Genomic DNA, 19968 nt, shown 5'->3' with positions numbered 1-19968 from the left:
TCAATCCAGATCGGCGGCCCGGAAGCGAGCCCCTAGGAGCGGCGCTTCGAACTCAATGCCTGACCCGCCTGGAATGGCATCCATGGCCTCCAGCAAGGAACCTTCGTGCTGGCCTGCCAGCTCGTAGTAGTCCTCGATCTTCAGCAATGCAAAGGCGGGGCGGCCGCGGTCGGTAATGAACACCGGCCCCTTGGCGGCAGCGCGCTTGGCTGCGCCCACGTCGCGCGTGAAGTCCCGGCTGGAAAAGGTGTGAACAGGCATTCTTTTCTCCCGCGTCCGGCCTGCGCGGGCAGGCGTTCGGCTTCAATGTTTGTATGTTATGACATTGAAAAACGCGTGTCAATGAGGGCTCAGTTCAGTCCCATCGATCAGTCGAATCCGCCCTGTCAGCAGTTCCTGCATCATCCCTTGCTTCAGGGCACGCGTCTTGTCGCGGCGCCCTTCGAGGGCGGTGAGTTCAGCGTCCATGTCTGAGAGAACGGTTCCGATGGCGGCTTGCTCGGTGATCGGCGGCATGGAAAAACTGAACTTCTTCATGTCGGAGCCATAGAGATGAAAGACCGTTGAACCAGAAACCAGTTGGAGCACTTGATGCTCTTCGCGGCGAATGACGTAACTCAAGAAAGATCCATCGAGGCGCTGTTTATCCGCGCGAATGACAAGGATGTCGCCTCCAAGAATTACGTTGTCGAATGGGACGCAGCTCGCCTTGGCCAAGCCCCTTGGCGTGACGTCCGATGTCGGCATCAATACGTCGTTCGAAAGTGAGCGAAACGAGTCTCCTAAACCGTTTGTACGGCTTATGATCGCCCCAATCGTTTCTCGATATCGTGTGAACAGCTCGCCGTAATGGATGCATGGATCTACGCCTGAAGCGAAGAGGGCGCTTTTTGGGAGGCCCTTTCCTTTGTGGAAAGTTGCAACGTCCCCCAACCGCTTCACCTCCCACTTCCGGCTAAACCCCGGCAGGCGGGTCTGGCCCGTGAGGAGTTGCTGCATGGCGGCCTGTTTGAGGTCGCGCTTCTTGGCGATAAGCGCATCTAGCTCGGCCAGCAAGGCATCCACATCCGAGAGCGCAGCAGCGATGGCGCATTGTTCGGGGAACGTCGGCCAAGCAATCTGAATGCTATAGATGCTCTTGCTTGAGGTGTGACGGACCGTGGAGCCAGTCGCTTTCTCTCTGATCCGATGTAGGTATTGCCCTGAAAGAAGGGTGAAATACAAGAATCGAAGATCGATGCTCTTGGCCTTTAATTCGACTTTGCCAATACGCTGATTGTGGAGAATCGCTTCGTCGCTCTCAATAAAAGCGGGCTTGCCGAGTAGATGGCATCCCGGCGTCAAATCCGTCATAACGATCAGCAGGTCGCCCTTACGAAACCTCGTCGCCAATGAATAGTTGCCGGCGTACCGCTTCGTGTTTCGCGGTTCGAAATACAGGCCCCCGTCGAGCCGAAAATTGCCAGGCGTGAGAACTATCGGTCCAGAAGCAGAAAAATGCTCGCTGCTGAATGCGAAGCCATGTTTAAGGGTGAATACGTTACCCAACGGTTTCACTTCCCAATCGGCAGGAACCACCCCTACGGCGCTCTTCTGGAATCCCTCAGACATTGCCGCGCTCACGTGCGATTTGCCGCTGAGTGATGCCACTGACGCATTCAGGCCCGCTATTACCACGCGAACCCCATCTTCTTCAAATGCCCTTCCACCCGGGCCGACAGTGCTTCCAACTCGGCGCTGAATTGCGGGAGCGGCGTCGCGTAGCGCTCAGCCAACTGCTTCATTCGGCCAGTGAGGGTCTGACTGACGCGGTCCAGTTCGCCGTGTACTTGTTGTGCGACGGCGGCTAGCCACTTGTCGTGCACCACCAACTGCTTGATGTCCTGTTGGTCGAGTTCGCTGTACTTCGCCGACACCTTCGCCTCGATCGCCTTGACAGTGTCCTTCACGCCTTTGCTGGCGGTGGCCTCGCGGTCCGCCAGATCGGCATACGTTTCCAGCAGCTTGCGTTCCTCGGCCGCGTTCTTCTCTCGCTTGATCTCCGCGAGCCTCACCTTGGCACTCGCCTTCGTCAGCTTACCCTTGTCATTGCGCGCGTCGGCCAGCAGCCCTTCTTCGCCGCCATGCTCCTCTTCCAGTTCCTCCATCTCGCGCGTCAGTGCGTCGCGATCGGCTTCCAATTGCTCGATGGCCCTTTGCTCCTTGGCGAAGTAGCGTGCCACGATCAACGCCGGCGGAATCAGGTCCTTGTTCGGCTTGCCATCCTGCACGGCCCGCCAGCCGTCACTCGCGATGATCCAGACGTCGTCCTGCATCGTTTCGGCCCAGTAATCCATCAGGTGCTGGTACACGCCGTAGGGGTCGATCAGTGATGCGATGGCGGCGTCGGCGCGAAAGGCTGCAAGGAGGCTCTCCGACAGGTCTTCGATCAGCGCATTGGGCCGCTGGCCTTTCTGGATGCCGGTGAGCGATGGCGTGATGGCGACTTCCCATTTCCCGAACAGCGCTGTCACCCGCGTGTTGAACGCCGTGAATTCCGGGTGGCCGAAGATAACGGACTTGACCTGCGCAGCCTCCACCTTCGGCTGGCAGTACCCGGGCCGGTCTGCATCGGCGAACAGGTCCTTGCGCACATTCGGGAACACCTGCCAGTAAGCGGCCAAGCCATCAATATCTGCATTGGGAATGCCGCCCAGCAGATGCGCCGCGATGTCTTGCAGGTCTTCGGCTTCAGTGCTGTCGATGTAGCGCGGAAGGTTCAGGTTGAAGTCGTGGGCCTGCACCTCGGCCAGCGGCACCAGGCGGGCGTATTTCGGTGTTTCGATCTGCCGGGTGAAGGTGTCCACGACCTTGTGGATGTCCTGCGCGCGCAGGCGGTTCTTGTTGCCGTCCTTGATGAAGCCCCTGCTGGCGTCCACCATGAAGATGCCCTTGCGGCCGGCGACGCCTTCCTTGTCCAGCACGATGATGCAGGCCGGGATGCCGGTGCCGTAGAACAGGTTTGGCGGCAGGCCGATGATGCCCTTGATGAAACCGTGCTTGAGGATGCGGGCGCGGATGGCGCCCTCTGCCCCGCCCCGGAACAGCACCCCGTGCGGCAGGATGATCGCCGCCTTGCCGGTGCTCTTGAGGCTCTTGAGCATGTGCAGCAGAAAGGCGTAGTCGCCGTTCTTCTCGGGCGGCGTGCCGTATTCGAAGCGGTCGTACAGATCGTTCGCGGGGTCCAGGCCGCTGGTCCAGGCCTTGGTGGAGAACGGCGGATTCGCGACGATGAAGTCGAAGGTCCGCAGCCCGCCGTTTGCGTTCTTGAAGTGCGGGCTGGACAAGGTGTTGGCCTGCCAGATCTCGGCGGTCGGGCAGTCGTGCAGCACCATGTTCATGCGCGCCAGCGCCGAGGTGGCGTTGTCCATCTCCTGCCCATACAGCGCCAGGTCCAGCCCGGTGCGGTGCCTGGCTTCGTCGTGGGCTTTGAGCAGTAGCGAGCCGGAGCCGCAGGTGGGGTCGTAGATGCTCTGGCCCGCGTTGGATGCCTTGCCCAGGTCGAGCACCAGCGCCATCGTGCGGGAGACTTCCGCGGGGGTGTAGAACTGGCCCTTGCTCTTGCCCGACTCGGTGGCGAAGTGCCGCATCAGGTACTCGTAGGCATCGCCCAGCAGGTCGTCGCCGCCGGCGCGGTTGCCGCCGAAGTCCAGCCCTTCGAAGATGGCGACCAGCTTGGTGAGCCGGTCCACCATCTCCTTGCCCTTGCCCAACTTCTCCTCGTCATTGAAGTCGGCGACGTTGATGGCGCCCTTCAGGCTTTCATTGGCATCGGCGAGCCGCCCAATCAGCTTGTTGATCTTGTCGCCGATCTCCTTGTCGTTCTTGAGCTTCACCATGTCGGCAAAGCTGCCGCCTGCGGGGATCTCCAGCAGCGCGTTGCGGTCGCCGGCGTACTTGTCCGAGACGTACTTGACGAACAGCAGGACCAGCACGTAGTCCTTGTACTGGCTCGCATCCATGCCGCCACGCAGTTCGTCGCAGGACTTCCAGAGGGAGGAATAGAGTTCGGATTTCTTCAGGGCCATTGGTGGTCATCGGCAAGCTGGCACCAGTGGATGCCAGAAAGCAAAAAAGCCAGCAGGCGCAAACCTGCTGACTCTTGTCTTTCTTTGGCTCCCCGACCTGGGCTCGAACCAGGGACCTACGGATTAACAGTCCGGCGCTCTACCAACTGAGCTATCGGGGAACAAGCCTTCGATTATAAGGTGGTTTTTTCACCTTTCCGGCAGCTCGTCAGCGATTTCAGAAAACCGTCAGTCGAACACCGGCGTCTCCACGCCCAGCACCTTGTGCAGCTTCGGGCTGGTGGTCGTGTACTGCAGGTGGATCTTGCCCTTCTCGGGGAAGATGATCGGCGCGGCGCCAAACGCCGCCAGCGCGCACTCGTGGAAGCCCGAGAGGATCAGCTTCTTCTTGCCCGGATAGGTGTTGATGTCGCCCACCGCAAAGATGCCCGGCACGCTGGTCGCGAACTTCTCGGTGTCCACCTTCAGCTGCTTGCGCTCGATGTCCAGGCCCCACTCGGCGATCGGGCCGAGCTTGGGTGAGAGGCCGAAGAAGACCAGCAGCATGTCGGCGGGCACCACGCGCGTGACGCCGTCGGAGCCGGTGACCTTGGCGCCGGTGAGCTGGCCGTCCTTTTCTTCGTAGCCGGTCACCTGGCCAACCACGAATTGCATCTCCATCTGATCGCACAGCTCGTGCATCCGCGCGACCGATGCCGGGGCGGCACGGAAGCCGTCGCGGCGGTGCAGCAGGATCACGCTCTCGGCCTTGTGCGGGTTGCCGTCTTCATTGCCCGCGCAGAAGTTCAGCGACCAGTCGAGCGCGGAGTCGCCGCCGCCCACCACCAGCAGGTTCTTGCCGGCGAAGTCGGCGGGGTTGCGCACGCGGTAGAACAGCTGGGTGCCGTCGAACTTGGCAAGGCCCTCGACCTTCAGCGTGCGCGGCTCGAAGGCGCCCACGCCGGCGGCGATGAAGATGGTCTTGGTCAGGAACTTGGTGCCCTTCGATGTTTCGACGAAGAAGCGGCCGTCCTCCTGCTTCTGAACCACGGTGACCGTCTGCCCCAGGTGGAAGGTGGCGCCGAAGGGCTCGATCTGCTTGAGCAGCGCGTCCGTCAGTTCCTTGCCCGTGCACACCGGGATCGCGGGGATGTCATAGATCGGCTTGTCCGGGTACAGCTCGATCGGCTGGCCACCGGGATAGGCGAGCGAGTCGATGACATGCGCCTTGATCTCCAGCAGGCCGAGTTCGAACACCTGGAACAGGCCCACGGGCCCCGCCCCGATGATGACCGCGTCGGTCTCGATCGGGCCGTCGTGCGCGGCGGCGGTCTTGATCACTTCTTGGTTCAGTTGAGGTTCCATGATTCCTAGCGGACAAGCTCCTTCAGCTTGCCTTCCTTGTCTTTCCAGTCATCGGCATCCGGCAGGGCCGGCTTGCGTTTGGTGATGCTCTTCCAGCCCGGGGCGTGGGAGAGCTCCGTGTTCAGCTTGATGAACGACACCTGGTCCGCGGGTACGTCCTCCTCGGCGTAGATCGCATTGACCGGGCATTCCGGGATGCAGACCGCGCAGTCGATGCACTCGTCGGGGTCGATCACCAGGAAGTTCGGCCCCTCGCGGAAGCAGTCCACAGGGCAGACATCCACGCAATCGGTGTACTTGCAGCGGATACAGGATTCGGTGACGACGTGGGTCATTGTGGCTTCGTGGGGCGGGGGAAACCCTCGATTTTATTTGGTTTTGTGCGCGTGCCTCGGATGGCCGTCCCAAAAGGGGGATTTGCCCTGCCTCAGCGTACCAGCACCGCCCCTGCGGTCTTGTGGCTGGCCGTGTCCACCAGCACCAGCGCGCCCAGCGCCCGCGAGCGCGCATAGGGCAGCGTGGCCAGGGGTTCCTGCAGCGCCAGTTCGACGTGGCCGATGCCGTTGGCCTCGATGCGATCCGCATCGCGTTCGGCAAGAGTATTCACATCCAGGCTGTGCACGATGCGCTTGACCTTGGCCTTGACCCAGCGGTGGCCATGCAGCGCCCAATAGGCACGGCCTGCCACCAGCGGCTCGTCGTCGAGCCAGGCGATGGTGGCCGACACCTCGCGCGAGGCCGCAAAGGCGTCGGGCGCCAGCAGCCAGTCGCCGCGCGAGACGTCCACCTCGCGGTCCAGCACGATGCCGGCGCTGTGGCGCGCCGCCACGCTGGCGGGTTGCCGTGCGTGATCGAGCACCTGCGCCACCTTGGCCATCTGCCCGCCGGGCAGCACCGTGACTTCCTGCCCCGGCTGCACGCTGCCCGTGGCCACACGGCCCCAGAACACGCGGCGGCCTTGCGAGGTGTCCGAGGAGGACGAGAATTTCTCGACCCACTGCACCGGGAAGGCGAAGGCCTCGGTGGTCTCCGCCGGCGTCACGTCGAGTTGTTCCAGCAGCGCCAGCAGAGCCGGGCCCCGATAGCCGCACCAGCCCGCCTTGGCTTCGACCACGTTGTGGCCCTTGAGCGCGGAGATCGGCACGACGGCGCGGGCGTGGATGCCAGCCGCTTCGGTGAATTTCTGCAGCGCGGCGCGGATGTTTGTGAACGCAACCGTCGCGTCTTCCACCGCGTCGAGCTTGTTCACCGCGAAGACGATGGCGGGCACGCGCAGCAGGTTGCACAGCAGCGTGTGGCGGCGCGTCTGCGGCAGCAGTTCGAGCACCGGGTTCTGCCACTTCAGCTTGGTGGCATCGACCAGCACCACGGCGGCATCGGCGCTGGAGGCGGCGGTCACCATGTTCCGGGTGTACTGCTCGTGGCCGGGCGCATCGCCGATGATGAACTTGCGCGCCGGCGTGGCGAAGTAGCGGTAGGCCACGTCGATGGTGATGCCCTGTTCGCGCTCGGCGGAGAGGCCGTCGGTCAGCAGCGCCAGGTCGGTCTCGCCGGAGCGGGAGACGGAGGCCAATTGGTCCTGCAGCACGGCGCGGCTGTCCACCAGCAGGCGGCCGATCAGCGTGCTCTTGCCGTCGTCGACGCTGCCGCAGGTGATGAAACGAAGGGCGGCGGCGTGATCGCCGCCGTCCCGCGTTTCGTCATCCCGGCGCAGGCCGGGATCTCGCCGATCGCGCAGGGCGTTGATCGAAGCATCCATCAGAAATACCCGTCCTTCTTGCGCTTCTCCATCGAAGCCTCCGAGGTCTTGTCGTCCATGCGCGTGGCGCCGCGCTCGCTGACCACCACGGTCAGCGTCTCGGCCACGACATCACTGGCGTCGGCCGCATCGCTCTCCACCGGGCAGGTGCAGGTGATGTCGCCGACAGTGCGAAAGCGCACGGTGCGCGTTTCGACCTGCTCACCGTCTTTCGGCGGGGTCAGTTCGGTCACGGGCACCAGCAGGCCGCGGCGCTCGATCACCTGGCGCTGGTGCGCGTAGTAGAGGGCGGGCAGCTCGATTTGCTCGCGCTCGATGTATTGCCACACGTCCAGCTCGGTCCAGTTCGAGATCGGGAACACGCGGAAGTGCTCGCCCGGGTGCAGCCGCGTGTTGAACAGCGTCCACAGCTCGGGCCGCTGCGCCTTGGGTTGCCACTGGCCGAAGCTGTCGCGGTGGGAAAAGATGCGCTCCTTGGCGCGCGCCTTTTCCTCGTCGCGGCGGGCGCCACCGATCAGTGCGTCGAAGCGGAATTCCTCGATCGCCTCGAGCAGCGTCACCGACTGGTGCGCATTGCGGCTCTCGTCGGGGCGCGCCAGGCGCACCGTGCCGCGCTTCATCGAGTCCTCGACGCTGCGCACGATCAGTTCGGCCCCGAGCTGCTTTGCGCGGAAATCGCGGAAGGCGGTGACCTCGGGGAAGTTGTGGCCGGTGTCGATCATCAACAGCGGATAAGGGATGCGCCCCGTGCCGAAGGCTTTCTCGGCGCACTTGAGCAGCACCAGCGAATCCTTGCCGCCGGAGAACAGCAGCGTCGGCCGCTCGAAGGCGCCGGCCACCTCGCGCAGGATGAAGATCGCTTCTTCTTCCAGCGCGTCGAGGTGCTTGTTGCTGATGGACCGCAGCAGCTGCGGCTCGGTTCTGGCGTTCATGCGACGACCTTCTCTTCGTTCTTCACGTGCAGGCCGCATTCCTTGGCAGCCTCATCTTCCCACCACCACCGGCCCGCGCGGAAGTCCTCGCCCAGGCTGATCGCCCGCGTGCACGGAGCACAGCCGATGCTCGGGAAGAACTGGTCGTGCAGCGGGTTGTAGTCGACCCCATTGGCCTGGATGTAGTGCCAGACGTCGCCCCAGGTCCAGTTGGCCAGGGGATTGATCTTGGTGCGGCCATCGGGCCGCGCCAGCTCGCTGGTGTCGACCAGCGGAACCTCCGCACGGGCCGACGATTGCTCGCGGCGCAGCCCGGTGATCCACGCCTTCTGGCCGGCCAGCGCACGCGCCAGCGGCTCGAGCTTGCGGATGCCGCAGCAGGCCTTGCGCAGTTCGATGCTGCGGTACATCGCTTCCTTGCCTTCGCGCGCCACGAACTGCATGACCTGCTCGTTCACCGGCCGATAGACCTCCACCGGCGCGCGCGACATCGTCCGCGTGCGTTCCAGCAGGTCCAGCGTCTCCTGGTGCAGCGCGCCGGTTTCCAGCACGAACACCGGGATCGGCAACTCCAGCGCGTTGATCAGGTGCGTGATCACCACGTCCTCGGCGCCCAGGCTGGAGGCCTGCTTGAGCGGCGCGAACTCCGCGGCCGCCCGCACCAGGAGCTGCTGGGTTTCGGCAAGCTTGGCCTCGTAGTCCTTCGAGGCGCGGGCGTGCAGGTCGATGGCGCTCATGTCAGCCCCGCGCAAACAGGGGTTCGGGTTGCACGACGTCGCCCTGGTAGAAGGCGGCGTAGCGGTCGAACTGGCGCTGCGCCTCGGCGACGTCCTTGCCTTCCTTGAGCACGGCGCTGGAAAAACCGGTGCGCTGCATCTGCACCAGCTGGTCGATCAGCACGTCGCCGGTGGCGCGGATGTCGCCCGTGAACTTGCGGCGGCGGCGCAGCAGGTAGGCCTGGCTGAAGGCGCGGCCGTCGGTGAACTTGGGGAAGTTCAGTTCGATACGGTCGACGCCTTCCAGCGCCACTTCCTGCACGTCGGCGTCGTTGGCGAGCACCACCACGTTCTGGTTCCCGGCCGGCGCGACGTCGGCAGGGTGGAGGATTTCGATCAGGCGCTGGATCACGCGATTTCTCTCTCGATGAAGCGGGCCGCATTGGCTGCCGCCTTGAAGGGGTCGTGGCCGACGCGACGCAGCGTGGCGATGAAGGGCTCGAGCTTGCCGTCGCCAGCCGGTTGGCGCAGCTGCCGATAGGTGTCGATCAGCGCTTCGATCACGGTCGGCACTTCCTCCTTGGCGAAGGACGGGCCGACGATCTTGCCGGGCGTGGCGGGGCCGGACAGGTGCGTGCCGTTGGAGCCGCCCAGCGTGATCTGGTACCACTCCTTGCCGTCCTTGTCGACGCCCAGGATGCCGATGTGGCCGGCGTGGTGGTGGCCGCAGGAATTGATGCAACCCGAGAAGTTCAGGTCGATCTCGCCGATGTCGTGTTCCTCGTCCAGGTCCTGGAAGCGCTCGGTGATCGCCTCGGCGATCGGCAGCGAGCGCGCGTTGGCCAGCGAGCAGAAGTCGCCGCCCGGGCAGGCGATCATGTCGGTGATCAGGCCGATGTTGGAGCGTGCCAGGCCCAGCTTGCGGGCGGCCGCATACAGCTCGGGCAGGTCGTCCTGGTGCACCCAGGGCAGCAGCAGGTTCTGCTGGTGCGTCACGCGCGCTTCGCCCGCGGAGAAGCGGTCGGCGAGTTCCGCCACGGCATCGAACTGGTCGGCCGTGCAGTCGCCGGGGTTCTGGCCCAGGCGCTTGAACGACAGCACCACGGCACGCAGCTGCGGGTTGCGATGCGGCAGCACGTTGCGCTGCAGCCAGCGGTCGTACTGCGGGTCGGCCTCGGCGTCGGTGCGGATGATCGCGTGCACCTGCGTGCCGGCCGCGTCACGCGCCGCGCGCTTGATTTCCGGTGCGACGAACTGCGCCGCGATGCGGTCGTATTCGGCCTGCGTGATCGTGTGCGGGGCGCCGTCGATCTCGAGGATCTGGCGGAATTCCTCTTCCACCTTGTCGATGTAGCGCTGGCCCTCGGCCTTCACCAGGATCTTGATGCGGGCCTTCCAGACGTTGTCGCGCCGGCCGTACTGGTTGTAGACGCGGATGCAGGCCTCGAGGTAACTCAGGAGGTGTTGCCACTCGATGAACTCGCGCACCACGGTGCCGATCACGGGCGTGCGGCCCATGCCGCCGCCGACCAGCACCTTGAAGCCCAGCGTGCCGGCTTCGTTCTTCGCCAGCTGCAGGCTGATGTCGTACCAGCCCAGGGCGGCACGGTCTTCCCTGGCGCCGTTCAGGGCGATCTTGAACGTGCGCGGCAGGACCACGAATTCCGGGTGCAGCGCCGCCCACTGGCGGATGATTTCCGCGAAGGGACGCGGATCGGCGATCTCGTCGACCGCGATGCCGGCAAGCGCCTCCGTCGTGATGTTGCGGATCGCGTTGCCGCTGGTCTGGATGCCGTGCATGCTGACGCTGGCCAGCAGTTCCATCACGTCGGCCGCCCTGGTGATCGGGATCCAGTTGAACTGCACGTTGGTGCGCGTGCTGAAGTGGCCATAGCCGTACTCCAGTTTGGACACCACGGTGCGATCGGTGCCGGGGATGGGCACGGGGCCCAGCGCCAGCTGCTTTTCCTGCGCTTCCTGCAGCAGCTCCGGCGCGGGCCGGTCGTAGTCGCGCGCGACGATGGCCAGCGTGCGCAGCTGCTTGCTCGAGAGCTCGCCATACGGCACGGAGATGCGCGCCATGGGCGCATAGCGCTGGATGTACCAGCCGTTCTGCAGGCGCAGCGGGCGCAGTTCCTCGTCGCTCAGGGTCCCGGCCTGCCAGCGTTCGAGCTGGTCGCGGAACTGGGCGGCGCGGGCGCGCACGAATTGCCGGTCGAAATCTGTGTATTGGTACATGGGCTTGCTGCGGCTCCCATTGGAAGGAGCGGAGACGAGAATGTAGTGATGGTCCTTATGGATCCGAACTATTTTTTAATTCGGGTCTTATGCGGATAAGCTTATGCGCCAGTATTGACGCGACCTTCCCGCCCATCGCCGCGCCGATCCCGGTAAGGCGGCGTGGCGGGCGACAAGGACGAGGCAGCGGGCTGGCGCAGCGAATCTACAGCATGGCGGACCGAATCTACATCAAGGTGGTCGGCTTCTCGGAGGAGGAGCGGCATGCCCTCAATACCGTGTTCCGCTTGTCGGAGCAGTGCCGCACCACCTACCAGCTGTGGACCCCGGCCGCCGCCGAGCCGCCGCGGGTCGCCTTGCTCGATGGCCAGAGCTGGGAGGCGCGGGTCGAGGCCGAGTCGCGCGTGGCCCGCGACCTGCGCCTGCTGTGGGTGGGCAGCCAGCCGCCGCCCGCGGTCTGGCAGGCCTTTTCGCGCCCGCTTGGCTGGGGCCGCGTGATCGAGACCCTGGACGCGATGTTCGCGCCCGAGGACGACCGTGACCTGGAGCCGGATACCGGCCCGGATTCGGTGATGTCGCAGAAGCAGGCGCTGATCGTCAGCGCCGACCGCGACGAGCGCCTGTACCTGCGCGCCCGCCTCGCGCTGGCCCGGCTCACGCTGGCCGACGAGGCCGAAACCGGCGCCCACGCCACGCAACTCGCGAGCGAGAAACAGTACGACGTGGCCCTGGTTGCCAGCAGCCTGGCCGACACCGATGCCTGGACGCTGGTGCGCCAGTTGCGCAGCGGCCCGCGTGCCATCCGCCATCTCGCGCTGACCCGCGCGTCGCGCTCGGCGCCCGAACGCCTGCGCGCCTGGCTGGGCGGGACCGTGCTGCTGGAAGATCCGCCGCATCCCGAGCGGCTGGATGCCTGGCTCAGCCGGATCGAGGTCGGGCCAGTCGGCTGACCGCCAGCGCCTGCGCCAGCCGCGCCTCGATCGGCAGCGGCTCGCCATGCAGCCGGGCGGCAATCAGCTCGCCGCACAGCGCGGCAAAGGTGAGGCCGCGCGATCCCATCGCGGTGCTGACCCACAAGCCGGGCGCCACTTCCCCCACCAGCGGCCGGCGGTCGGCCGAGGCACAGCGCACGCCGGCCCAGGAGCGCGTCTCGCCGCGGGCCATGGCCGCTTCCATCACCTGGGCGGCGCGCGGCATGCGCTCGCGCACCCGCTGCAGGTTGGCCAGATCGTCCGCGGGGCGCAATGTGGTCTCCGTGTCGCCGCGGCCGTAGCTCGAGCCGGTGATCCAGGCGCCGCGTTCCACCAGCGGAACGCGCGGCAGGAAATGGCCGTTGCCGTTGACCGGGAAGGAGGGAAGGGCAGCGGCATCTTCGTGATGCGGTCCCCACGTGATCTGGCCACGCACGGGGTGCAAGGGCAGGGGCGGATCCAGCAGCTCTGCGCTGGCCAGCGCCGCCGCGACCACCACCAGCGGCGCGGCCGCGATGCGCGTGCCGGCCGCGTCCTCGACGGCCCATCCTGTTTCGATCGCCCGGATGCGCGCGACAGCGTGGCCACCGCTGAAGCCCACGCCCTTCTCACGCAGCCACAGGCGTACCAGCGCGGCGGGTGCTATCCAGGCTGCGTTGGCATGCCACCAGGCAGGCAGCTCTGGGGCGAGCCCGCCCGCGCGCTTCTGCGCTTCGGAGGCCTCGCGGCTCCAGGGCTGCAGGGCCTCGCCCAGATCGGGCAAGGGTCGCGCATCGTCGCCCCGCGATTCGAGGGCGCCGGTACGCTCCCATTCGATCCCTGCGGCCAGGCGAGCCGACTGCTGCAGGGTCATGCGCACGCCGGCGCGGGATAGGCGCGAGAGCAGGTTGTCGTCGGGTGACTGATGCGGCGCCAGCAGGCCCGCCGGGAGGGCGGAGGCACCGGCAGCCGGCTGGCTGGCCGCATCCAGCACCTGCACCGACCAGCCGCGCCTTGCCAGGCTGGCCGCCACGGCCGCACCGGCAATGCCGGCACCGATCACGGTGCACTCCGCGGGCTGCAGTGCGGGCAGGTCCGGCGCGCCTTTCGGTTCCCACGAAGGGGCATGGCGGCCCCGCAGGCAGGCGCGCTCAGGCGGCAGGCCGGCCACCGGGTCCAATTGCCAGCCGCAGGTTTGCAGCGCGCTTCGCACCGGCTCGGCGACGGTCCATGTGCTCAGCGTGGCGCCGCGCCGGGCCAGGCGCGTCACGGCCTTGAGCGTCTGCGCTTCCCACAGCCGCGGATCGCGCTGCGGACCCAGGCCGCCGAGGAACACCGCATCGGCGCGGAAGGCCTGCTCGCGCAACATGGCCTGCACGTCGCCGAGGCACAGGGTCAGCAGCACGCGGCCGTTCTCGAAGGAAAGGCGGTGGAAGCCCGGCACCAGGCCCTGCCACTGCGCGGCGAGGGACTCGGCCAGCGGCTGCAGTGCGGGATCGCTCGCGACGCCGCGCAGCAGGTCGTCCACCGGCACGGGGCACGCTTCGATGGCGCAGAAATGCAGCAGCCCAGGCCGCAGCGGATCGCTGCGCCAGGCATGCCAGGTGGCCAGGAAGTTCAGCCCGAGGCCGAAGCCCGTCTCCAGCACCCGCCATTGCGGCTGGCCGGCCCAGGCCTCTTGGGACATGGAATCAGTTCGTGGGAGGGACGTAACCCGCCGCGGCGTCGGCGCCGCCGCCGAAGAAGTGGTTCTCCATCTGGCGCTTGAGGTACTCGCGGGCACGCTGGTCCGCCAGGTTCAACCGGTTCTCGTTGACCAGCATGGTCTGGTGCTTCAGCCAGCCTTGCCAGGCTTCCTTGCTGACGTTTTCGTAGATGCGCTTGCCCAGCTCGCCGGGGTAGGGCGGGAAGTCGAGGCCCTCGGCGTCCTGGCCGAGCTTGATGCAATGGACGGTGCGTGGCATTTCACGCTCTCCTGTGGAACGGTGATTAGCTTATGGGGATATGGATGCGACATCTCTGTCGTTCCACTTCGGCGGGTCGGCTTCCAGAATGCGCCGACCACAACAAGGAAGCTCCATGAGCCTTCGCCGCGACTTTATCAAGATTCCGCTCGCCATCGCCGCCGCTGGCGTGCTCGGCCTCACGGGCCTGCCTTCCATCGCGCAGCCGCTGCAGTTGCTGAACGTCTCGTACGACCCCACGCGCGAGCTGTACGTGGACTTCAACGCCGCGTTCGAGAAGTACTGGAAGGCCAAGACCGGGCAGGACGTATCGATCAAGCAATCGCATGGCGGCTCGGGCAAGCAGGCGCGCTCCATCATCGATGGCCTCGACGCCGACGTCGCGACGCTCGGCCTGGGCGGCGATACCGATTCGCTGGTGAAGCACGGCGGCTGGGTCGCGCCCGACTGGCAGAAGCGCCTGCCGAACAATTCCTCGCCGTACACGTCGACCATCGTGCTGGTGGTGCGCAAGGGCAATCCCAAGGGCATCAAGGACTGGGACGACCTGGCCAGGCCCGGCGTCAGCGTGATCACGCCGAACCCGAAGACCTCGGGCGGCGCGCGCTGGAACTACCTGGCCGCGTGGGAATTCGCCAAGCGCAAGTACGGCGGCGATGCCAAGGCCAAGGAGTTCGTGGCCAAGGTGTATGGCAACGTGCCGGTGCTCGATACGGGCGCCCGCGGTTCCACGATCACCTTCGCGCAGCGCGGCCAGGGCGACGTGCTGATCGCCTGGGAGAACGAGGCCTTCCTGCTGGAAAAGGAATTCGGCGCCAAGTTCGACGTGATCGCGCCTTCGCTCAGCATCCTGGCCGAGCCTGCGGTGGCCGTGGTCGACAAGAACGTCGACCGCAAGCACACGCGTGCAGTGGCCGAGGAGTACCTGAAGTACCTTTACAGCGAGGAAGGGCAGGACATCATCGGCCGCAATTTCTACCGGCCCGCCGTTTCGCAGAAAGCGCAGGCGAAGTACGCCAAGCAGTTTGCCAAGCTGAACCTGTTCACCATCGACCAGGCCTTCGGCGGCTGGGCGAAGGCGGACCAGCAGCACTTTGCCGACGGCGGCAGCTTCGACCAGATTTTCGCGCGCAAGTAGACGGGCGGCTACAGCGCGCCGAGCGCGATGCGGCGAACATCGGCCTCCCCGTTTGAATCACCGGAGACCCAGATGACCTACCGCATCGCCGTGCTCGTCGGCAGCCTGCGCCGTGAGTCCTTCAACCGACAGCTGGCGCAGGCGCTGGTGAAACTCGGCCAGCACCAGCTCGAGTTCGTGACCGTGCGCATGGACGACCTGCCGCTGTACAACCAGGACAACGAGGGCAACCCGCCCGAGCCGGTGCGGCGCTTCAAGACCGAGATCGCCCAGTCGCAGGGCGTGCTGTTCGTCACCCCCGAATACAACCGCTCGATTCCGGGCGTGCTGAAGAACGCAATCGACCATGCCTCGCGGCCCTATGGGCAAAGCGTGTGGGGCGACAAGCCGGCGGGGATCATCGGCGTGTCGGTAGGCGCCGTCGGCACGGCGCTGGCGCAGCAGCACTTGCGCAACGTGCTGGCCTACCTGGACATGCCCACGCTGGGACAGCCGGAGATGTTCATCCAGAACAAGCCGGGGCTGTTCGCGGCGGACGGCAGCATAGGCAACGAGGACACCAAGCTGTTCCTGCAGAAATTCATGGACCGGTTCGCGGATTGGGTGAAGCACCACGCGGATCGGGCGGCGAACAGATAAAAACAAAGGCCGGGGCAGTGCCCGGCCTTTGTTTTTGGAAGTCTACGGATGTCATTGCGGGCTTGACCCGCAATCCATGCGGCGCTGCTGCAAGCGCCGCCGTGGATCCCGGGTCAAGCCCGGGATGACATCCGCGCGTCCGGGATGACATCGTCGCATCCCGCGATGACATCGCATCCGCGATGACATCCGGAAATCGCTCAGGCCCGCAGCGCCGTCTTCGCCTCGTTCGCTGCATCGCCGACGTGCACACTGATCGCCACGTCCGCATCCGCCAGCGCCTTTGCCTTCGCGGCTTCGCCCATTGCAACCCCCTCGGCCCGCACGAAGCGCACGTTGGTGATGCCGAAGAAGCCGAATACCGCCTGCAGGTAGGACTCCTGGTGGTCCAGGAAGGACAGCGCCGGGTTGGTCGAGTAGGCGCCGCCGCGGGTCGAGGCCACGATCACGGTCTTGCCGCCGGCCAGGCCCTTGGGACCCTGCTCGGTGTACGTGAAGGTGCGGCCGGCTTGCGCGACGCGGTCGATCCACGCCTTCAGCTGGCTAGGCACCGAGAAGTTGTACATGGGCGCGCCGACGACGATCACGTCCGCGGCGACGAACTGGCTCACCAGCCGCTCGGAAATCGCGTTCTCGCGCTGCTGCGCAGCGCTCAGGCCAACGGCTTCCAAGCCGAGGCGAAAGCCCAGCGAATCCATGTTGAGGTGGGTGGGTGCGTCCGTGACGAGGTCGAGATGCTCCACCACCGTGCCGGGATGCGCCGCCTGCCACTTCGCCACGATGCGGCGGGTGAGTTCGCGGGATACGGAAGCGCCGGCCAGCGGGCTGGAATCGATGTGCAGCAGTTTCAAGGTTCTTCTCCTGGGTGGGACTGGGGCCGGAATCGGCCTCGCATGCGTCAAGTATGCAGACGCGACGCCCTGGCGATAAGCCGCCAATTTCGGGTTTCACCGTTCCACCAGTAGGACAATGCGGGCATGCAGGACCTGAACGACATGCTGTTCTTCGCCGAGGTGGTGGACCGCGGCGGCTTTGCCGCGGCCGGCCGCGCCTTGCACGTTCCCAAGTCGCGCCTGTCGCGGCGCATCGCGGAGCTGGAGGGGCGGCTGGGCGTGCGGCTGCTCCAGCGCACCACGCGCAAGCTCTCGCTCACCGAGGCCGGCGAGATCTACCACCGCCACTGCGTTGCCATGCGCGAGCAGGCCGAAGCCGCGGACGAAGCGGTCGCGCGGGTGCAGAACGAGCCGCGCGGCACCGTGCGCCTGACCTGTCCCGTCACGCTCGCGCAGACCACCATCGGCCCGATCCTGCCGCGCTTCCTGGCGGCACATCCGCAGGTGCGCGTCGACATGCAGGTGACCAACCGCGTGGTGGACCTGGTGCAGGAGAGCGTGGACGTCGCCCTGCGCGTGCGCGCCACGCTCGAAGACAGCGGCACCCTGGTGATCAAGAACCTGGGGCCGACCAAAGGCCTGCTGGTCGCCAGCCCGCAACTGCTGCAGCGCTTCGGCCAGCCCGAGCAGCCCGAGATGCTGCGCCATCTGCCGACGGTGGCGATGTCCGCGGCCGATGCACGTGCCAGCTGGAACCTGCTCGGGCCGCGTGCCGCCTCCTTCGAACTGGAGCACCGCCCCGTGTACACGGCCGACGACCTGCTGACGCTGAAGTTCGCCGTGCTGCAAGGCACCGGCATGTCGACGCTGCCGGACTACATGTGCAGCGAGGAACTGCGCAGCGGCGAGCTCGTGCCGGTGCTGCCCGGATGGGCGCCCCGCGCCTCGCTGGTGCTGGCGGTGTTTCCGTCGCGGCGCGGCATGGTGCCGGCGGTGCGGCGCTTCCTCGACTTCCTGGGCGAGAACATCGTCGGCGAGCGGATCGTCGGAGCGCTTGCGCCCTGAATGCCGGGGTCGTCGCTGCGCACCGCCGCAGCATCGCCGCGCATGGCACACGGCGGCGGTGCAGAATCGGTGGCGACGCTGCCCGGGCGTCCGCCGCCCTCCACTCCCGCCTGAAGCCATGTCCCAAGCCGTCGCGGTCATCGTCGAAGACGAGCCGCAGATCCGCCGATTCGTGCGCAGCGCCCTCGAAGCCGAGGGCTGGCAGGTGCACGAGGCGGACACCTTCAAGCGCGGACTTGCGGAGGCGGGCACGCGCAAGCCCGACCTGCTGGTGCTGGACCTCGGCCTGCCCGATGGCGACGGCGTCGACCTGATCCGCGACGTGCGCGGCTGGTCCTCGGTGCCCATCATCGTGCTGTCGGCGCGCGGGGACGAGCTGGACAAGATCGCGGCCCTCGATGCGGGCGCCGACGACTACCTCACGAAGCCCTTCGGGGTGGGCGAATTGCTCGCCCGGGTGCGGGCCAACCTGCGCCGCCCGCGTCCCGGGGGCGAATCGGCGCAGGAGAGCGTGTTCCGCTTCGGCGAGATCGAGATCGACCGGCAGGCGCGACTCGTGCGCCGCACCGGCACCGAGGTGCACCTCACGCCGATCGAGTACCGGCTGCTCACGGTGCTGGTGGCCAACGCGGGGCGCGTTCTCACGCACCGCCAGCTGCTGCGCGAGGTGTGGGGGCCCTCGCACGGCGAGCAGAACCACTACCTGCGCATCTACATGGGCCACCTGCGGGCCAAGCTGGAGGCCGACCCGGCGCAGCCGCGCCACCTGCTGACGGAGACCGCGGTCGGCTACCGCCTGCTGCCCTGAGGCCGTGCCGGGTCGGCGGCCAGCACCGGCGGCAGCGCGGGCTCGCCGTCGGCCAGCCGCCGCGCGCGCTCGTACACCTCCAGGTATTGCATGGCGCTGTCTTCCCAGCCGAAGTGGCGGGCCATGCCGTTGGCCTGCAGGCGCTTCCACTTCACCGGCTCGCGGAACAGGCGGGTGGCGCGCGCGATCGCGTCGTCGAGTCCGGCCGGATCGCAGCCGGTCATGATGAAGCCGGTGCCGTGCTGCGGGTCGGCGCTGGCATCGGTCACCGAATCCAGCAGGCCGCCGACCGGCGCCACGATGGGCACCGTGCCGTAGGCCTGGCTGTACATCTGGTTCAGGCCGCAGGGCTCGAAGCGCGAAGGCATCAGGAACACGTCGGCGCCGCCTTCGACCAGGTGCGCCAGGCCTTCATCGAAGCCGAGGGTCACGGAGACCTGGCGCGGCTGCTTGATCGCCGCGTCCTTCAGCGCCTGTTGCAGGCCAGGATCGCCTTGTCCCAGCACGATCAGCTGCGCGCCCGCGGCCAGCAGGCGCGGCAACGCGCCCAGCACCAGGTCGATGCCCTTCTGCGGCGTGAGGCGGCTGACCACGGCATACACCATCGCCTTGCGATCCTGCGGCAAGCCGAGCCTGGCCTGCAGCGCGGTCTTGCACAGCGCCTTGCCATCGAGCTTGTCGGGTGCGAAGTGGCGTGGCAGCAGGGGGTCGGTCGCCGGATTCCACAGCGTCGTGTCGATGCCGTTCAGGATGCCGCGCAGGCGCGCCGAACGTGCGCGCAGGATGCCGTCGAAGCCGACGCCATGCGCCGGCGTCTGGATCTCGCGCGCATAGCTCGGGCTGACGGTGGTGATCACGTCGGCGCACTGGATGCCGGCCTTCAGCATCGAGAGCTGGCCCCAGAACTCGACGCCGTCCATGCCGCGCCGATCGTGCGACACGCCCAGCAGGTCGGCGGTCTCCATGCCGAACACGCCCTGGAAGGCGAGGTTGTGGATGGTGATCACGCTGCTGGCGGTGGGCTCGCGCGTGGGGATCGTGCGGGCCTGCGCCAGGTACAGCGGCGCCAGGCCGCAGGGCCAGTCGTTGGCATGCACCACGTCGGCCATCCAGCCCTTCAGCGGCGAGCGCACGGTACCCAGGTCCGCGGCCACGCGCGAGAGCAGGCCGAAGCGCAGCGCGTTGTCGGGATAGTCGCGACCGCTGGCATCCACGTACGGGCCGCCGGCACGCTGGTACAAGGCGGGGCACGTGAGCAGCAGCAGCGTCACGCCATTGGCGATCTTCACCGGCACCAGCTGCGCCGCGGGCCAGGGGCCCCAGGGCGGCAGGTCGACGCCGTCGCCGATCTCGCCGCTGACCTTCATGCCGCGATACGCGGGCAGCAGCAGGTGCACGTCGTGGCCCAGGGCCGCGAGCGTGGCGGGCAGGGCGGCGCTGACATCGCCGAGGCCACCGGTCTTGACGTAAGGCGCGCACTCGGGAGTGACGAACAGGATCTTCATGATGGGTCCG

The 19968-nt window shown here is 66.6% G+C and carries 19 protein-coding genes and 1 tRNA gene; 5 read left to right on the top strand and 15 right to left on the bottom strand.

From position 1 onward, the window contains the following. The 11 genes from JWP60_RS12755 to JWP60_RS12705 form a co-directional block, all read right to left on the bottom strand. Complete coding sequence (locus JWP60_RS12755) at positions 1 to 261, bottom strand: type II toxin-antitoxin system prevent-host-death family antitoxin (RefSeq protein ID WP_299791564.1); 261 nt, start codon at positions 259 to 261, stop codon at positions 1 to 3. Positions 262 to 339: 78 nt separating this feature from the next. Then, positions 340 to 1650 carry a restriction endonuclease subunit S gene (locus JWP60_RS12750; RefSeq protein ID WP_299791561.1) on the bottom strand — a complete coding sequence of 437 codons (1311 nt, stop codon included), beginning with the start codon at positions 1648 to 1650 and terminating at the stop codon, positions 340 to 342. 20 nt (positions 1651 to 1670) lie between these two features. Beyond that, on the bottom strand, positions 1671 to 4067 hold the full coding sequence (locus JWP60_RS12745) for a type I restriction-modification system subunit M (protein ID WP_299791558.1): 2397 nt from the start codon (positions 4065 to 4067) through the stop codon (positions 1671 to 1673). An 85-nt stretch (positions 4068 to 4152) separates the two neighbouring features. Next, positions 4153 to 4228 (bottom strand) — tRNA-Asn (locus JWP60_RS12740). A 67-nt stretch (positions 4229 to 4295) separates the two neighbouring features. Then, a complete protein-coding gene (locus JWP60_RS12735; protein WP_299791555.1) occupies positions 4296 to 5411 on the bottom strand; it encodes an NAD(P)/FAD-dependent oxidoreductase in 1116 nt (371 codons plus the stop codon). A gap of 5 nt (positions 5412 to 5416) precedes the next feature. Beyond that, the gene (fdxA, locus tag JWP60_RS12730; protein WP_299791552.1) at positions 5417 to 5746 is read right to left on the bottom strand and encodes a ferredoxin FdxA; all 330 of its coding nucleotides are present in this window, start codon (positions 5744 to 5746) and stop codon (positions 5417 to 5419) included. A gap of 92 nt (positions 5747 to 5838) precedes the next feature. Further along, on the bottom strand, positions 5839 to 7170 hold the full coding sequence (locus JWP60_RS12725) for a GTP-binding protein (RefSeq protein ID WP_299791549.1): 1332 nt from the start codon (positions 7168 to 7170) through the stop codon (positions 5839 to 5841). Further along, positions 7170 to 8102 (bottom strand): sulfate adenylyltransferase subunit CysD, encoded by a 933-nt coding sequence (gene cysD / locus JWP60_RS12720; RefSeq protein WP_299791546.1) that lies wholly within the window; start codon positions 8100 to 8102, stop codon positions 7170 to 7172. Before cysD ends, JWP60_RS12725 begins: the two co-directional genes overlap by 1 nt. After that, positions 8099 to 8839: a phosphoadenylyl-sulfate reductase gene (locus tag JWP60_RS12715; RefSeq protein ID WP_299791543.1), complete on the bottom strand. Its 741-nt coding sequence runs from the start codon at positions 8837 to 8839 to the stop codon at positions 8099 to 8101. The genes cysD and JWP60_RS12715 overlap by 4 nt, the downstream gene beginning before the upstream one ends. A gap of 1 nt (position 8840) precedes the next feature. Next, positions 8841 to 9227 carry a DUF934 domain-containing protein gene (locus JWP60_RS12710; protein ID WP_299791857.1) on the bottom strand — a complete coding sequence of 129 codons (387 nt, stop codon included), beginning with the start codon at positions 9225 to 9227 and terminating at the stop codon, positions 8841 to 8843. After that, positions 9227 to 11056 (bottom strand): nitrite/sulfite reductase, encoded by a 1830-nt coding sequence (locus tag JWP60_RS12705; protein WP_299791540.1) that lies wholly within the window; start codon positions 11054 to 11056, stop codon positions 9227 to 9229. Before JWP60_RS12705 ends, JWP60_RS12710 begins: the two co-directional genes overlap by 1 nt. Before the next feature lie 212 nt (positions 11057 to 11268). Between JWP60_RS12705 and JWP60_RS12700 the strand changes: the two genes are divergently transcribed. Beyond that, a complete protein-coding gene (locus tag JWP60_RS12700) occupies positions 11269 to 12006 on the top strand; it encodes a hypothetical protein (protein WP_299791537.1) in 738 nt (245 codons plus the stop codon). Here the strand turns inward: JWP60_RS12700 and mnmC are convergent. After that, positions 11975 to 13693: an FAD-dependent 5-carboxymethylaminomethyl-2-thiouridine(34) oxidoreductase MnmC gene (mnmC, locus tag JWP60_RS12695; RefSeq protein ID WP_299791534.1), complete on the bottom strand. Its 1719-nt coding sequence runs from the start codon at positions 13691 to 13693 to the stop codon at positions 11975 to 11977. The two genes, JWP60_RS12700 and mnmC, sit on opposite strands and share 32 nt — an antisense overlap. A gap of 4 nt (positions 13694 to 13697) precedes the next feature. Beyond that, complete coding sequence (locus tag JWP60_RS12690) at positions 13698 to 13970, bottom strand: oxidative damage protection protein (RefSeq protein WP_299791531.1); 273 nt, start codon at positions 13968 to 13970, stop codon at positions 13698 to 13700. 115 nt (positions 13971 to 14085) lie between these two features. Here JWP60_RS12690 and JWP60_RS12685 point away from each other — a divergent pair, with 115 nt between their 5' ends. After that, positions 14086 to 15108: a sulfate ABC transporter substrate-binding protein gene (locus JWP60_RS12685; RefSeq protein WP_299791529.1), complete on the top strand. Its 1023-nt coding sequence runs from the start codon at positions 14086 to 14088 to the stop codon at positions 15106 to 15108. Positions 15109 to 15180: 72 nt separating this feature from the next. Continuing rightward, positions 15181 to 15747 carry an NADPH-dependent FMN reductase gene (locus tag JWP60_RS12680; RefSeq protein ID WP_299791526.1) on the top strand — a complete coding sequence of 189 codons (567 nt, stop codon included), beginning with the start codon at positions 15181 to 15183 and terminating at the stop codon, positions 15745 to 15747. Positions 15748 to 15947: 200 nt separating this feature from the next. On the opposite strand, the gene JWP60_RS12675 is transcribed toward JWP60_RS12680, so the two are convergent. After that, positions 15948 to 16598 carry an NAD(P)H-dependent oxidoreductase gene (locus JWP60_RS12675; protein WP_299791523.1) on the bottom strand — a complete coding sequence of 217 codons (651 nt, stop codon included), beginning with the start codon at positions 16596 to 16598 and terminating at the stop codon, positions 15948 to 15950. A gap of 126 nt (positions 16599 to 16724) precedes the next feature. Between JWP60_RS12675 and JWP60_RS12670 the strand changes: the two genes are divergently transcribed. Next, entirely contained in the window at positions 16725 to 17645 is a 921-nt protein-coding gene (locus JWP60_RS12670; RefSeq protein WP_299791520.1) for a LysR substrate-binding domain-containing protein, read from the top strand. A 118-nt stretch (positions 17646 to 17763) separates the two neighbouring features. Continuing rightward, complete coding sequence (kdpE, locus tag JWP60_RS12665; RefSeq protein ID WP_299791517.1) at positions 17764 to 18453, top strand: two-component system response regulator KdpE; 690 nt, start codon at positions 17764 to 17766, stop codon at positions 18451 to 18453. Here the strand turns inward: kdpE and glgA are convergent. Further along, positions 18435 to 19958, bottom strand: coding sequence for a glycogen synthase GlgA (gene glgA, locus JWP60_RS12660; protein WP_299791514.1), 1524 nt, complete (start codon positions 19956 to 19958; stop codon positions 18435 to 18437). The two genes, kdpE and glgA, sit on opposite strands and share 19 nt — an antisense overlap. Positions 19959 to 19968: the final 10 nt, after the last annotated feature.

The sequence above is a fragment of the Ramlibacter sp. genome, from assembly GCF_028291745.1.
Lineage (GTDB): Bacteria > Pseudomonadota > Gammaproteobacteria > Burkholderiales > Burkholderiaceae_C > Ramlibacter.
This window is presented reverse-complemented; position numbering and strand designations above follow the sequence as displayed.